Genomic DNA, 14640 nt, shown 5'->3' with positions numbered 1-14640 from the left:
AGGCGCGGCCGGCACACTGACCTGCGCGCCGGTCATGGTGAAGCTCGGGATCACACGGCCGGCGATCACTGCGATCAGCATCGCAACGGTGCCGAAGCCGAGCGCACGGCCGAGTCCGGCATATCCGGTGTGATGCAGCAGGTTGGCGATGCCCAGCAGCGTCAGCATGACCACCGGCAGCCACGGCCGGCGCTTGCCGCGCGGCGGCGTCATCGCTGCAATCGGCCGGGCCACGGCAATGGCGATTGCTGGCAGGAAGGCGAGATCGATGACGGCAGCGATCATCGGCGTGGCGATGAACGGCGCAATGCGGCCGGCCAGCCAGAGCAGCACCAATGCGCCAAGGCCGGCACCGCGCGGGGTTTCGCCGCCGGTCCAGTTCCGCACGGCGGTGAACAGGAAGCCCGCGATGATCGCGGCAGCGAAGCCGAACAGCATTTCATGCGCATGCCAGCCGAGCGCATCGGGCACCGGCAGCGTCAGATGACCGCCCAGCGTGGCGAGCCAGAGCGTCAGCAGGATCACCGCCGAAGCTGCGCCAGCGAGATAGAAGGGCCGGAAGCCGAGCGCCAGCACCGGCCAGGGTTTTGAGGTAGCTGGGGAAGCGGTGGTCATGGTGTCACCGTGAAATGGGGGCCGCAGGCGGGAGGGGCTTTGCCTGCGGCCGGCTGCCCGCGTCGGGACGGCCGGGATCAGCGGGCCGCGACGATCGCAAGGCAGATGCCGATGGTGGTGCAGGCGAGACCGACGGGGATCAGCGTCACCTGGATCATGGCGCTCCAGCCGCTCATCGGTCCGGTGCGGGTGGCGATCTCGCCACGGAGGAAATCGTGCAAGGCAGGCGCGGCATGGCCGCCATGGCGTTTGCGCAGCATCGGCTCGCCGAGCCGCGCCAGCACCCAGGGCGTGCCGATGATGACCGCGAAATAGACCGTGCTGATCGCGACCATGAAAGCGGCATGGCCGTAGGCGCCGAAGGTGAGCCAGTAGGCCAGCAGTATCGCGCCGGCAGAGCCGACCGGAATGCCGAAAGCAGCATAGGGCAGGGTGTCGTAGAGCGGCACGTTATGGCCAAATCGAGCCAGCGCGGCGGGGCGGGCCTGCAGACCGCCTTCAAGAACGGCTGTACGTGCCGGTGCTGCGTACCGCATGGCGTGTTCCTTTCATGGCCGATGAAATAATCAGTATTTAATATGCATCTTATTGAACGCCGGGTCCCTATCAAGTAGATAAGATGCACATTATTGTCGCAGCCCCGCATCCCGCCGATTTCGCCTATGCATCTGACTTTGCACACAGATTACGCGATGCGCCTGCTCATGTTCCTGGGGCTCAACCCGGAGCGTCGCTGCACGATTGAGGAAATTGCCCAGCATTACCGGGTATCGCGCAATCACCTGATGAAGGTGGCGCTGACCCTGACGCAGACGGGCTTCGTCGACTCGCTTCGTGGCCGCAATGGCGGGCTGAAGCTGGGCAAGCCGCCGGCCGGGATCGGCATCGGCGCGGTGGTGCGCGCCACTGAAGACAATCTCGATCTGGTCGAATGCTTCGATGCGAAGACGAATACCTGTCCGGTCGCCCCGGCCTGTCTGCTGAAGCAGCCCTTTGCCGAAGCGGTGCATGCCTTTCTCGCGGTGCTCGACCGCTACACGCTGGCCGACATGCTGGCCAATCCGAAGATTTTGAATTCGATGCGCAGGTTGCTGGATCTGCGCGAGTAGCGGTTAGTCGAAGACTTCGCCGGGATAGAGGCCCCAGAGCCAGCTGCGCGGCATCCAGCCTTTGGTGCCGGCGATTTCGACCTGGCACCACATCGCATCCGGGCATTTGCGCAGCCGCGCCTGCACGCCGGTTTCGGCGGTCAGCAGCACTTCTGTATCGGCATCGGGCTTCCTGAACAGCGACCGCACACCGCCTTCCACCACGGCATAGCGCCTTCCCGAGGTGAGGTTCTTGTGCACCCAGGTTTCGGTGCCGTCATGATCGCGGATGCGGCGCCAGTATTCGTATTCCGCCACCACTTCCACCGGCAGGCCGCGGCGCTGGTATTGCCAGGCAATCGGATAGCGCGAGCCAGGACCGGTGCGCGCATTCACCTTCTCGGCGGCAAGGCTGACGAAGCGTGGCAGCGGCAGGCCGGAATCGGCACCCTTCTCGGGCAGGTCGGCCGGGACCCGGGTGGAAGTCTGCGCGGTCGTCATGGCTGCCAGCGTGCTGGCGGGCGCGGCACTCGTCGAAACCGGGGTCAGCGGCGTCTGCTTTGCCTCGGCTGCCAGCAGCGGCGGGGCAAGCAGGGTCAGACTCAGACCGAAGACGGCAACGCGGAACAGCATATAAGCGGTGACTAGCCCGGAATCGGCAAAGGAATGGTTAAGACCGAATCGGTCCTCAGTGCCCGGATGGTAGCAGGGGCGAGACTGGCTGCAAGATGATTAGCCGAGCTTATTCGCGGTCGATCAGATGCAGGTAGCTGCCGAAGACGCCGCCCTGGCGGCAACCGGTCGGGCCGAGACCGGCACCGAGGGCGTCGCCAGCATCGAAGAGCGGCTGGATATTGTCACCGATCTGGGCGGAATAGTGGAATTCGTGGCCACGAAAACGACTGCCCTTTGCGCCCAGCGGTGTATCGGCCAACGCGGTGATGCGGCGGTAGCCGAGCTGGCGTTTGCGCGCCCGGAAGCTGGTCGTCACCGGCAGCAGGCCGGCCATGGCATGCTCATGACCATCCGCGTCGGTCAGACTCCGACCCAGCAGCATGAAGCCGCCGCATTCGCCATAGATCGCGGCATTGCGCAAAGCTGCGGCGCGCAAGCCCTGCAGCATCGTCGCATTGCCGGCCAGTTTTCCGGCATGCAGTTCGGGATAGCCGCCGGGCAGGAAGATCGCATCGCAATCCTGTGCCGGCGCTTCATCCTGCAGCGGCGAGAAGAAGCTCAAGGCCGCGCCCTGCGCGCGCCAGCCCTGCAGCAGATGCGGATAGGCAAAGGCAAAGGCAGCGTCGCGCGCCACCGCGATCCGTTGACCGAGCGGCGGCAGCGGGCGTAACGCGGCGCCAGCCTGCAGTTGCAGCGGCCGGAACAGCGGCTCCAGCAGCGCGCGGTCGAGATGGCGGTGCAGCCAGTCGGCGGCGGTGTCCAGAAAGAGATCCAGATTGTTGCGCTCGATCGCCTGCACCAGGCCGAGATGCCGGCTCGGCAGCGTCAGGTCCTCCTGCGCCGGCAATGCCGCCAGCACCGGCATGTCGATCTGCTGCAATGCTGCGCGCAACAGCGCTTCATGACGCGCAGACGCCACGCGGTTAAGGATCACGCCGGCCACCGTCACATCGTTGCGCAGGCTGCGGAAGCCATGTGCCAATGCTGCCACCGACTGGCTCTGGCGCGCGGCGTCGATCACCAGGATCACCGGCAGGTCGAGCATGGCGGCGAGGTCGGCGGTTGAGCCCGTGCCATTCGCGGCGCCATCGAACAGGCCCATGACGCCTTCGATGATGGCCAGTTCCGCATCCTGCGTGCCGGTGGCCAGATTGGCGGCGATGGTGTCGCGCCGCATGGCGAAAGCATCGAGATTGTAGCAGGGCCGGCCGGCGCTGGCGGCGCAATGGAAGGCACCGTCGATATAGTCCGGCCCGGTCTTGAATGGCGCGACGCGGCGGCCTTCGCGCGCCAGCAGGCGCAGCAGCGCCAGGGTCATAGTGGTCTTGCCGCTGCCCGAGGCAGGTGCGGCGATTACGAGGCCGCCTGGCATGACGGACTGAGGGTGGCCTGCAGGTCGCTGCTGCCGAAGACCGCATGAAGATCGACCACTTCGCCGACCACCAGCAAGGCCGGTGGCGCCATGCCGGCAGCCTGTGCATCGGCGCAGATGCGATCCAGGCTGCTGGTCAGAACGCGCATCTGCGGCAGCGTGGCATCCTGCACCAGGGCAGCCGGGCGGTCGCCGCTCAGGCCGGCATGGCGCAGCTTCGTCACCAGGATGTCGAGATGCTTCATCGCCATATAGATCACCAGCACCGGCGAAGCGCGTACCATGGCGGCCCAGTCGAGGCTGTCGGGCACTTCGCCGCTGGCATTATGGCCGGTCAGGAAGGTGACGCAGGAATTGGTGTCGCGATGGGTCAGCGGAATGCCGGCATAGGCCAGGCCGCCGATGCCGGCGGAGATGCCGGGGATGATGCGGAAAGGAATGTTTGCGTCACGCAATGCCAGCGCTTCTTCCGCGCCGCGGCCGAAGACGAAGGGATCGCCGCCCTTCAGCCGCAGCACGCGCTTGCCGGCCTGCGCCAGCTCGACCAGCCGCAGCGAGATGTCGCGCTGCTTGGGCGAGGGCTTGCCGCCGCGTTTGCCGGCATATTCGAGCACGGCATTCGGCCGCGCACAGCGCAGGATCGCGTCGCCCACCAGCGCGTCATAAATCACCACATCGGCCTGGTTCAGCGCATTCACGGCATGCAACGTCAGCAGGCCCGGATCGCCGGGCCCGGCACCGGCCAGCCAGACCCAGCCGGGCTGGAAAACAGGCATCTCGAGGGCGGGCAATTGCATGCGATGCAGGGTACAGCAGCGCGCGTATCCTGTATACTTGGGCGGTCCAACGGAGGTGACATGGCGCGGCTGCGCAACCTGCTGCTGCTCGGCGGTACCGGCGAGGCGCTGCGTCTGGCGCGCGAGCTGCACGGGCATGGTCGCCTGCGCTGCATCTCCTCACTGGCCGGCCGCACCGAGTCGCCGGAAAAGCCGCCGGGCGATCTGCGTGTCGGCGGTTTCGGCGGCATCGAGGGCCTGACCGACTATCTCTCCGCCGAAAAGATCGACCTGGTGCTCGATGCGACGCATCCTTTCGCCGCCCAGATGGCGCGTCATGCGCACGACGCCTGCAAACTGCTCGGCATTCCGCGCGCCAAGCTGGTACGGCCGGCCTGGGTCGCGGCGCCGGGCGACCGCTGGAGCATGATGCCCAGCATCGTCGCTGCCGCTGTGTTCCTGCGCTTCCATCCGGCGCAGCGGATTTTCCTCACGCTCGGCCGGCAGGATCTCGGCGCCTTTGTGCCGCTGGGCGAGGAAGATGGCCCGCATGGAAACGGAAGATGGTTCCTCACCCGCAGCGTCGATCCGCCGGGCGAGGGCGGTGCGCTGCCGAAAGGCGAGCTGCTGCTGGCGCGCGGACCGTTCACCCCAGATGACGAGAAGGCGCTGATGCAGCAGCATCGCATCGACCTGCTGGTGACGCGCAATTCCGGCGGCTCGGCGGCCAAGATCGCGGCGGCAGCCGAGCTGCATATCCCGGTGCTGATGATCGACCGCCCGCCGCTGCCGCCCGGCGAGACGCTCGACTCGGTCAGCGCCGCGCTGAGCTGGATCAATCTCCACGCGGTGTGAAAGGTATTTCGTCGCTCCCGCGAAGGCGGGAGCCCAGTCGTGACGCAGCCTGGATGCCCGCCTGCGCGGGCATGACGAGTTATGTTTTTGCCTTTTTCTTTTTCCCGGGCCGCAGCACATGCACATGCTGCGGGTCATACAGCGCGCTGTCGCGGAATGCGGCGGTCTCGTCGAGCACGCGGCCGACGAGAATCAGCGCCGTGCGGGTGATCTTCGCGGCACGAACCCTGGCGGCGATGGTGGAAAGCGTGGCGCGGATGATCTGCTGGTCCGGCCAGGTGGCGCGCACGACGACGGCCACCGGACAATCGGCGCCATAATGCGGCGTCAGTTCCTCCACCACATGCTTCATGTTGCGGATGGAAAGATGAATGGCGAGCGTCGCGCCCGTGCGACCGAAATTGGCCAGTGTCTCGCCCTTCGGCATATCCGACGACTTCATCGTCGTGCGGGTCAGGATCACGCTCTGCGCGATATCCGGCAGCGTCAGTTCGGTCTGCAGCACGGCGGCCGCGGCCGCAAACGCCGGCACGCCGGGCGTGATCGTATAGGGAATACCGAGTTTTTTCAGACGGCGGATCTGTTCGGCGATCGCGCCATACAGCGACGGATCGCCGGAATGCACGCGGGCGACGTCCTGCTTCTTCGCCTGCGCCGCCTCGATCTCGGCCATGATCTCGTTCAGGTCGAGCGACGCAGTATCGATCACGCGCGCGCCCTTCGGCGCCAGTGCCACGACCTCTTTGGGCACCAGCGAGCCGGCATAGAGGCAGACCTTACATTTCTTTATGAGTGCGGCGCCGCGCAGGGTGATCAGGTCGGGCGCACCGGGGCCGGCGCCGATGAAGTGAACTGTCATTTGCCGAACTTCGTCTCGTAGCCGCGCGGCGTATAGGCGAAGCGGCGGCCATCTGGCAGCGCTATGGCCCTGCTGGCCGACGAGCCGACCAGCACCACGGTCAGCATGTCGACTTTCTCGATGTCGAGTTCTGCCAGGGTGGTGAGCGTCACGCGCTCGCCTTCGCGGCCGAGATTGCGCGCCAGCACCACGGGCGTCTCCGCCGGGCGATGCTGCAGCAATATGTCTTTCGCCATTTCCAGCTGATGGCGACGACGCTGCGACACCGGATTGTAGAAGGCGATGACGAAATCGGCCTCGGCCGCCGCCTTGATGCGTTCGAGGATCGCTTCCAGCGGCGTCAGCAGGTCGGACAGCGAGATGGTGCAGAAGTCGTGGCCGAGCAGCGCGCCGGACTTCGACGCCGCGGCCTGCAGAGCAGATATGCCGGGCGCGATCTGCACGAGGATACGCGCCCAGTCCCTGCGCTGCGGCTCCTTCTCCAGCAGGGCGAAGACCAGCGTCGCCATGGCATAGATGCCGGGATCGCCGGAGCAGACCAGCGCCACGCGCTTGCCCTGCGCGGCGAGATCGAGCGCGGCACGCACGCGGATTTCCTCCTCGCCGAGTTCGTAGCGGTGGAGCGTCTTGCCGGGCTGCAGCTGCGGATAGAGATCGAGATACAGGCCATAGCCGACCCAGTCGGTTGCTTCGCTGAGCGCGATGCGCGCTTCCGGCGTCAGCCACATGGCATCGCCCGGCCCAGTGCCGACGACATGCAGCTCGCCTCGCATGGTACCACGAGACGCGCCGTCGAAAGGCGCCGGCGCCAGCGCCAGGGCACAGGTCGCGCGTTCGGATTTGCGTTTCGGCACGATCAGGTCTGCTTCGGGCCCGGCGGCGGCGAGCGCCGCACCTTCGGCCACGCCATGGGTACCGACTTCGGCAAAGACGACATCGGAGGGAGTTTTCATCCGCGGCGTTTCGGCATCAAGCGTCGCGGCGTCGAAGACGCGGAAGGACACGCCGAACCATTTCGCCAGTTCCTGCATGGCCGGCTCGTCGGCCTTGAGGTCGAGCGAGTAAATCCCGGCGATGCTGTCGCGGGCGATGCCTTCCGCATCGATCACACCCTGCACCAGCCGGATCAGTTCGACCGGCCTGGTATCGCGTTCGCAACCGACGCCAATCGCGATGCTGCGCGGGTGGTAGACCAGATGTTCCGGGCTGCCGTCGACACTGCGATGCGTCACCTCGATCAGCAAGGCGCCGTCGTCTTTGATCGGCAGGTTGCTGTCTGCGAACCAGGGCGCATCGCCCTTGATGCGGATGCCACCGCCGCCACGCAGCAACGTCGCCATCACGCCTTTGGCATCCTGCGGATTGGCCAGGGTGTAACCCTCCGGCGGCTCATCCAGCCCGAGGCCGAAGGCGAGATCGCCAGCGGTGGTGATGGCGGGAATACCCTGCAGCACACTGGCGATGCGGCGGGCCAACAGATTGGCGCCGTGATGGCCGCCGAGCAGCGGCACGATGCTGGAGCCATCGGCGGCCACGGCGATCAGCGGCGGTTCTGTCTGCTTGTCAGCCAGATGCGGCGCCACGGCGCGAATCAGAATCCCGGCGGCGCAGATGCCGATGACCGGCCGGCCGGATTTGAACAACTGCGCGATCGTCTCGGTCGCCTTGCCGAGTGGCAAGGCATGCTGGAGCGCGGCATCGTCGGGCGCGTAGACCTCCCAGGCCGGGAAGGCGGTCATCAACGCCTGTGTCGCACCGCGGGCATGGGGAGTCAGGAGTACAAGCGCCGGCTTTCCACTCAACTCTGGAACTCCATAAAATGTTGCTCGCCCCGACGATGCACCAGGATCATGGCGAAATAGGGAATGCCGGCCGGATCGACTTCGGCAAGAGGTAATATGCGCTGCTCGGCCATTGTCGCGCGTTCGATATACTGCGCGCGGTCGAGCAGACCGAGTTCCTTCAGCAGCGCGACGATGCGCGGACCGTGGCGGCCGAGCTTGATAAGGGCAGCTGCATCGGTATGCAGCAGCTTGGCGGCGATGGTTTCGTCGTCGAGCGGCGCGGGAATCACCGTCAGCACATCGTTGCGCGACACCAGCGGATGTTTCAGCGCCGCGGCGCAGGCGGTCAGCGACGACACGCCGGGCACGACTTCGACCGGAAATGTCTCCGACAGCCGGCCGAACAGATACATAAACGAGCCGTAGAGGAAGGGATCGCCCTCGCAGAGCACAGCGACACTGCGTCCGGCCGAGAGATGCGTAGCGAGGTCTTCCGCAGCCTGTTCATAAACGGCCTGGGCCGGAAAGCGCGCCACGGTCAACGGCATGCGGATGGCGATCTCGGTCTGGCCGCCTTTCAGATGCGGCGCCACGATGCGCCGTGCCAGACTGTCGCCGGCTTCCGGTGCCGGATATGCAACGACCTGCGCATTCTGAAGGATGCGCAGCGCCTTCAGTGTGATCAGCTCAGGATCGCCCGGGCCGATTCCCAATCCATACAGCACGCCACTCATTCCTTGGTTACGCTCCATTGCGTCACCGGCATCATCGCATGCCAGCCATGGAAACGGCCCACAGGTTCGGCACGCTGTACGGAAAAGCGCGCGAGGTCGCCGCCATGATCGCGGCGCGCCTGTTCCAGCACGCTTTCGCCTTCCAGCGTCACGACATTGGCCACCAGCCGCCCGCCGGGCTTCAGCGCCATCCAGCAGCGTTCGATCAGGCCTTCGGTGGTGATGCCGCCGCCGATGAAGACCGCATCGGGGTCTGGCAGGCCGGTCAGGGCATCGGGCACGCTGCCGGCCCTGATCTCCAGCTGCGGCACACCGAGTGCCAGCGCATTCTGCGCGATCATGTTGCGGCGCGCGTCCTTGCTCTCGATGGCGATAGCGCGATTGCGGCGATCGGCGCGCAGCCATTCGATCGAGATCGAGCCCGAGCCGGCGCCGACATCCCACAGCAGGTCGCCCGGAAACGGCGACAGCCGCGCGAGCGTCACCGCACGAATCTCACGCTTGGTGATGTTGCCGTCATGCAGATAGAGGTCATCTTCCAGTCCGGCCAGTCGCGTCAGACCCGGACCGTCGCGCAATTCGACCGCCAGCAGGTTGAGGTCGGCGCAGGTCTTGTGCGGCCAGTCCTTCGCCGTGCCGGTCAGGCTGTTTTCCTGCGCGCCGCCGAGATGCTCCAGCACGGTCAGTTGCGCGCTGCCGAAGCCGCGCTTCACCAGATAGCCGGCAATCTTCGCCGGCGCCGCGCCATTCTCGGTCAGCAGCAGCAGGCGTGCGCCCGGCGTCAGAAACGACGCCAGCAGGTCGAGCGGGCGCCCGTGTAAAGACAGACAGTCAACTGCATCCAGAGCCCAGAGCAGCCTGGCTGCCGCCAACGAAAAGGCACTGGGATGCGGCACCACGGTCATTTCGGTAGCTGGGATGCGTTTGGCCAAAGTCGTACCGATGCCGAACCACATCGGATCGCCGCTGGCCAGCACGCAGGTGCGACGGCCCCTGTATTGCGCGATGCCGTCCGCCTGTGTCAGCAGTTGCGAAGCGGCCCAGGCAATACGCTCCTGCTCGGTATTCCGAGGCACCATGGCGAGATGGCGTTCGCCGCCGATCAGCAGATCGGCGCTCTGCACCAGCGCGCGTGCTGCAGATGACAGGCCGTCGAGGCCATCTTCACCGATACCGATGACGCTGAGCCATTTCATGTGGCTGGTTCCCATGTCGCCAGCGCATTGATCGCCGCCGCCGCAATGGCGCTGCCGCCGCGCCGGCCTTTCAGCGTCGCATAAGCCACACCGGCCGGGGCGCTGTCGATCAGCGCCTGTTTCGATTCCGCTGCGCCGACATAGCCGACCGGGAACCCGAGAATGGCAGCCGGTTTCGGCCCGCCTTCGTTGTTGAGCAGTTCGAGCAGGCGGAACAGTGCGGTCGGTGCATTGCCGATCACCACCACGGCGCCGGCGAGATGCGGCAGCCATAACTCAACAGCTGCCGCCGAACGCGTGATCTGCTTCCTCTGGCCGATCTCGCGCGCTTCCGGCGTGTTGAGAAAACTCAGCACCTTGTTGTCGGCGGGCAGGCGCGAGCGGATCACGCCATAGGCCACCATATCGACATCGCTCAGGATCGGCTTGCCGTCTCGCAATGCCGTGTGGACGGCGACGGGCAGATCCGGCGTCCAGGCGATATCGGAGAGGATCTCCGGCATGGCACAGGCATGGATCAGGCGCAGGGCCATTTCGTCGATGCCCGGCGGCAGGCCGGAAAGATCGACTTCAGCGCGGATCATCTCAAAGCTGCGACGGTAAATCGCATCGGGATCGCGCAGATAGTCGTATTTTACGGTGGCACTCATCACTTGCCGTTCAGCGTGCGCGGACCATGCGGATGGTCGGCATGCGGATAGGGATGATGGCCATGATCGTGATGGGCGTGATCATGGTCGTTATGATGGTGGTGGCCATGGCCATGGCCATGGCCATGGCCATGGCCGTGATCGTGGCCGGTGCCGATGCCCTCGACATGGTGGTGATGGCTTTCCTGCGCCAGGCCGACCTCGTCCTCGAAGCCAAGCACCTGGGCGCGGTATTTGCACATCTGGCAGTTCATGTTGTTGCTGCCGGCGAGAATTTCCGACAGCCGGTCCTCGAACACTTCCAGCACCAGCGGATGGTCGTTGAGATAGCCGGCCTTGACGAATTCGATCTGCGGGTTTTGCACGGCGACGAGGTCGGTCGCCTCGTAGATGCGCTCGACCAGGATACCGGTGAACAGGAAATACGGAAACACGATCACGCGCCTGTAGCCCAGCTTCGCCACATGCTCTAGCGAAGGCTGCACCAGCGGGAAGGTGACGCCGGAATAGGCGGTCTCGCCCCAGCCGAAGCCGAAGCCCTCCCACAGCATGCGCATCACTTTGGCGATGTTGGAATTGGCGTCGGGATCGGAGGTGCCGCGGCCGACGACGACCAGACATGTTTCATGCCGGGCGATGCCTTCTCCTGCCATGCGGAGAGCGTCCTGAATCCTGTCGCCGGCAGCGCGCAGCATCTTCAGGTCGATGCCGAGGTCGCGGCCGTAGGAAATGCTGATATCAGGATGTTCGCTCTGATATCTGTTCAGCACGCTCGGGATGTCGTTCTTGGCATGGCCGGCGGCCATGAGCATGCCGGGCAAAGCGAGAATGCGGCTGTTGCCCCCGGCACGCAGATTGTCGAGGCCGGTGCGGATGATCGGCGTGGCAAATTCCAGGAAGCCGAAATCGACATCGTAATGTGGCAGGCGGCGCTTCATATGCGCGGCCAGCGCGGTGAACTCGGCGACAGCATGTGCGTCGCGGCTGCCATGGCCGCAGAGCATCACGCCAGTCTTCTGAAAGGGATTGGGGCTGGTCATAGGGCGGACTATGCCATCGCTATGGCTGCGATTTCCAGCAGCCATTCCGGCGACAGGCCGGCAGCGGCAATGGAGGATGCAGGCAGGTCGCGTTTCATGTGTGAGCCTATCCTGAAATCTTCGTCGTTCCCGCGCCAGAATGCACTTCTTGGGGGAACCCGGTCTTTCCATGGCCTGGATCCCCGCCTTCGCGGGGATGGCGAGCGAAAACTTACTCTAGAACTCAATGCCTTTCTGCGCCTTCACGCCGGCCTGGAAGGGATGCTTCACCTCGGTCATCTCGGTCACCAGGTCGGCGGCCTCGATCAGTTCGGGTTTGGCATTGCGGCCGGTGACGACGATATGCAGGTTCGGCGGGCGGTTTTTCAGCACCTCGACCACGTCGTGCAAATCAAGGTAATCGTAGCGCAGCACGATATTCAGTTCGTCGAACACCAGCAGATCGAACCCCGGCGGATCTTTTCGGGCGGCTTCGATCATGCGCTTTGCTTCGGTCCAGGCCGCGGTGGCGGCGGCGATGTCGCGCGCACGGTCCTGCGTGTTCCAGGTGAAGCCTTCACCCATCGCCTTGATCTCGACCTGCTCGGGAAACATCTCCAGCACCGGGCGCTCGCCGGTCTGCCAGGCGCCTTTCACGAACTGCACGACGCCGATGCGGAAACCATTGCCGATCGCCCGCATGACAAGGCCGAAAGCGGCGGTCGATTTGCCCTTGCCCTTGCCGGTATGCACCATGAGAAGGCCCTTCTCGATGGTCTTGCCGGCCATGATCTTCGCCTTGGCTTCCTGGCGCTTCTTCGCTTTTTCGTTCGAACGCGTGTTGAAGTCGTCGTCAGCTTCGCTCATGCCGCCAACATCCTGTCCAGAAGATCGGTGGTTGAATTCGCGGTGGGGTGCCACAGGCCGCGGCGGATTGCCTCGCGGAAGCGTTCGGCGATCTCGCGTGCGCCGGCCGGGTTATTGGCTTCCAGAAATGCGCGCGTCTCGGCATCGGCCAGATAGGCCTCATACAGCGCATCGAACTGGTGGTCGCGCACCAGGCCGGTGGTGGCGGCAAAGGCAAACAGGTAATCCACCGTGGCGGCGATCTCGAAGGCGCCCTTGTAGCCATGGCGCTTCACCCCGGCGATCCACTTCGGATTGGCGGCGCGGCCGCGCACCACGCGGGCGATCTCTTCCTCCAGCCGGCGGATGCGTGGCGCTTCGGGGCGCGAATGATCGTTGTGGTAAGCGGTCGGCGCAGCGCCCGAAGCATATTGCACGGCCGCCACCGCGCCGCCCTCGAACTGGTAATAGTCATCGGAGTCGAGCAGGTCATGCTCGCGGTTGTCCTGGTTCTGCACAACTGTATCGATGCCGCTCAGTCGCTGGGTGAAAACCTCCGCATCGGCGATGCCTTCGGCGTCGTTGCCATAGGCATAGCCGCCCCAGGCGATATAGGCCTTGGCCAGATCGGCCGCCTCGTTCCAGCCGCTCTGGTCGATCAGGGCCTGCAGGCCAGCGCCATAGGCGCCGGGCTGTGCGCCGAACACGCGATAGCCGGCCCGACGCATGGCGTCTTCCACCGTCAGGCCGCGGCCGATCATCACGGCGGCTTCATCTTTCACGCGTTCGGCCAGCGGATTGACCTCCGGCGGTTCGTCGAGCATCTGCACGGCGCGGCTGGCGGCGTCGAACAGTGCCAGCTGCGCCGGGAAGGCATCGCGGAAAAAGCCGCTCACCTTCAGCGTCACGTCGATGCGCGGGCGATCCAGTAAATCCGGCGGCACGATCTCGAAGCCGGTGACACGGCCACTTGCGGTTTCCCAGGTCGGGCGCGCACCGATCAGCGCCAGCGCCTGCGCGATATCGTCGCCGCCGGTGCGCATGTTGGCGGTGCCCCAGGCATTCAGCAGGATCGCGCGCGGCCATTCGCCATGATCCTGGCGATGGCGCTGCAGCAGCGCATCGGCCGACTGCCAGCCCAGCGTCCAGGCCGCTGGCGTCGGCAGGCTGCGCGCATCCAGCGAAAAGAAGTTGCGTCCGGTCGGCAGCACTTCCGGCCGGCCGCGTGTTGGCGCGCCGCTCGGGCCCGGCGGCACGAAACGGCCGTCCAGCCCGCGCAGCAGGTTTTCGATTTCGGCACGGCCGCAGCCCAGCACGGCACCGCGCAGGTTGTAGTCGATTTCCTGCAGCACGGCGCGCGTTGCAATCCATGCTTCGTCAGGAAGGCGTCGGTCGGCAATCAGCTGCTTGGCCAGAATCTCCAGCCGCTCGATGGTGTCACCATGGCTGCGCCAGCTGCCGGCGGTGAGACTGGCCAGCACGGCGGGCTGCGGTCCTTCCCAGGCGGCGGCGTAATCGGTGCCGAGCGGATCGAAGTCGAGGCCGAGATCCGAACTCAGCGCGCGCAGGATCGAGGCATTGCCAGGCTTGCCGCCTTCCTTGTCGATGGCGCCGCGCGGCAGCCGCACCAGCGCCACCAGCAGGTCGATCAGCTGTTCGCCATGCGGCTTGACGCCATAGATATGCAGCCCATCGCGGATCTGCAGTTCCTTCAGGTCGCACAGATGATTGTCGAGCTTGAGCAGGGCCGTGTCGGTGGCTTCGCCGGTCTGGATATCGCAATCGGCATCCAGCCCGAGCCGGCGCGCTTCGGCGATGATGCGCTCGGCCAGCAGCGGCAGGCGGCGGCGGTCGAGGCCGGCGGCTTCATAATATTCATCGACCAGCTGTTCCAGCACTGCCAGATCGCCATAGATTTCGGCGCGGGTCAGCGGCGGCGTCAGGTGATCGAGGATCACGGCGGATGTGCGGCGTTTCGCCTGCGTGCCTTCGCCCGGATCGTTGACGATGAAGGGGTAGAGCTGCGGCAGCGGGCCGAACACCGCTTCGGGATAGCAATCTTCGCTGAGTGCCAGCGCCTTGCCCGGCAGCCATTCCAGATTGCCGTGTTTGCCGCAATGGATGATGGCATCGGCGCCGAAGCTTTCGCGCAGCCAGGCATAGGCGGCGAA

General features: G+C 65.4%; 15 protein-coding genes. 2 read left to right on the top strand and 13 right to left on the bottom strand.

Annotated features, from left to right (window positions below):
- The coding region (locus CTR53_RS11975; protein WP_290813368.1) for an NnrS family protein at positions 1-615 on the bottom strand (615 nt) is incomplete at its 3' end.
- Between the two features lie 77 nt (positions 616-692).
- Positions 693-1151 (bottom strand): hypothetical protein, encoded by a 459-nt coding sequence (locus CTR53_RS11970; protein WP_290813365.1) that lies wholly within the window; start codon positions 1149-1151, stop codon positions 693-695.
- A gap of 126 nt (positions 1152-1277) precedes the next feature.
- Between CTR53_RS11970 and CTR53_RS11965 the strand changes: the two genes are divergently transcribed.
- Positions 1278-1724: an Rrf2 family transcriptional regulator gene (locus tag CTR53_RS11965; protein ID WP_290813362.1), complete on the top strand. Its 447-nt coding sequence runs from the start codon at positions 1278-1280 to the stop codon at positions 1722-1724.
- Between the two features lie 3 nt (positions 1725-1727).
- On the opposite strand, the gene CTR53_RS11960 is transcribed toward CTR53_RS11965, so the two are convergent.
- The 3 genes from CTR53_RS11960 to cobA all read right to left on the bottom strand — a co-directional run bounded on the left by CTR53_RS11960 (position 1728) and on the right by cobA (position 4547).
- Positions 1728-2336, bottom strand: coding sequence for an SH3 domain-containing protein (locus CTR53_RS11960; RefSeq protein WP_290813360.1), 609 nt, complete (start codon positions 2334-2336; stop codon positions 1728-1730).
- Positions 2337-2445: 109 nt separating this feature from the next.
- On the bottom strand, positions 2446-3750 hold the full coding sequence (locus CTR53_RS11955) for a cobyrinate a,c-diamide synthase (RefSeq protein WP_290813357.1): 1305 nt from the start codon (positions 3748-3750) through the stop codon (positions 2446-2448).
- On the bottom strand, positions 3732-4547 hold the full coding sequence (gene cobA, locus CTR53_RS11950) for a uroporphyrinogen-III C-methyltransferase (RefSeq protein ID WP_290813354.1): 816 nt from the start codon (positions 4545-4547) through the stop codon (positions 3732-3734). Before cobA ends, CTR53_RS11955 begins: the two co-directional genes overlap by 19 nt.
- A 60-nt stretch (positions 4548-4607) precedes the next feature.
- Here cobA and CTR53_RS11945 point away from each other — a divergent pair, with 60 nt between their 5' ends.
- Complete coding sequence (locus CTR53_RS11945) at positions 4608-5381, top strand: cobalt-precorrin-6A reductase (protein WP_290813351.1); 774 nt, start codon at positions 4608-4610, stop codon at positions 5379-5381.
- Positions 5382-5460: 79 nt separating this feature from the next.
- On the opposite strand, the gene cobM is transcribed toward CTR53_RS11945, so the two are convergent.
- From cobM to cobN, 8 genes are all read right to left on the bottom strand, one after another.
- Positions 5461-6240, bottom strand: a complete 780-nt coding sequence (gene cobM, locus CTR53_RS11940) for a precorrin-4 C(11)-methyltransferase (RefSeq protein WP_290813349.1) — start codon at positions 6238-6240, stop codon at positions 5461-5463.
- On the bottom strand, positions 6237-7979 hold the full coding sequence (cobJ, locus tag CTR53_RS11935; protein WP_290813346.1) for a precorrin-3B C(17)-methyltransferase: 1743 nt from the start codon (positions 7977-7979) through the stop codon (positions 6237-6239). Before cobJ ends, cobM begins: the two co-directional genes overlap by 4 nt.
- 59 nt (positions 7980-8038) lie before the next feature.
- Positions 8039-8758 (bottom strand): precorrin-2 C(20)-methyltransferase, encoded by a 720-nt coding sequence (gene cobI, locus CTR53_RS11930; RefSeq protein WP_290813343.1) that lies wholly within the window; start codon positions 8756-8758, stop codon positions 8039-8041.
- Positions 8755-9954, bottom strand: a complete 1200-nt coding sequence (gene cbiE, locus CTR53_RS11925) for a precorrin-6y C5,15-methyltransferase (decarboxylating) subunit CbiE (protein WP_290813340.1) — start codon at positions 9952-9954, stop codon at positions 8755-8757. The genes cobI and cbiE overlap by 4 nt, the downstream gene beginning before the upstream one ends.
- Complete coding sequence (locus CTR53_RS11920; protein ID WP_290813337.1) at positions 9951-10604, bottom strand: precorrin-8X methylmutase; 654 nt, start codon at positions 10602-10604, stop codon at positions 9951-9953. Before CTR53_RS11920 ends, cbiE begins: the two co-directional genes overlap by 4 nt.
- Positions 10604-11644, bottom strand: a complete 1041-nt coding sequence (locus CTR53_RS11915) for a sirohydrochlorin chelatase (protein WP_290813334.1) — start codon at positions 11642-11644, stop codon at positions 10604-10606. Before CTR53_RS11915 ends, CTR53_RS11920 begins: the two co-directional genes overlap by 1 nt.
- Positions 11645-11860: 216 nt before the next feature.
- Positions 11861-12490, bottom strand: a complete 630-nt coding sequence (gene cobO / locus CTR53_RS11910) for a cob(I)yrinic acid a,c-diamide adenosyltransferase (RefSeq protein ID WP_290813331.1) — start codon at positions 12488-12490, stop codon at positions 11861-11863.
- Positions 12487-14640 (bottom strand): cobaltochelatase subunit CobN (gene cobN / locus CTR53_RS11905; protein WP_290813326.1); only part of this gene is annotated, 2154 nt, incomplete at its 5' end. The genes cobO and cobN, both read right to left, overlap by 4 nt.

This window comes from Ferrovibrio sp. (genome assembly GCF_002796975.1).
In the GTDB taxonomy this organism is placed as follows: domain Bacteria; phylum Pseudomonadota; class Alphaproteobacteria; order Ferrovibrionales; family Ferrovibrionaceae; genus Ferrovibrio.
This window is presented reverse-complemented; position numbering and strand designations above follow the sequence as displayed.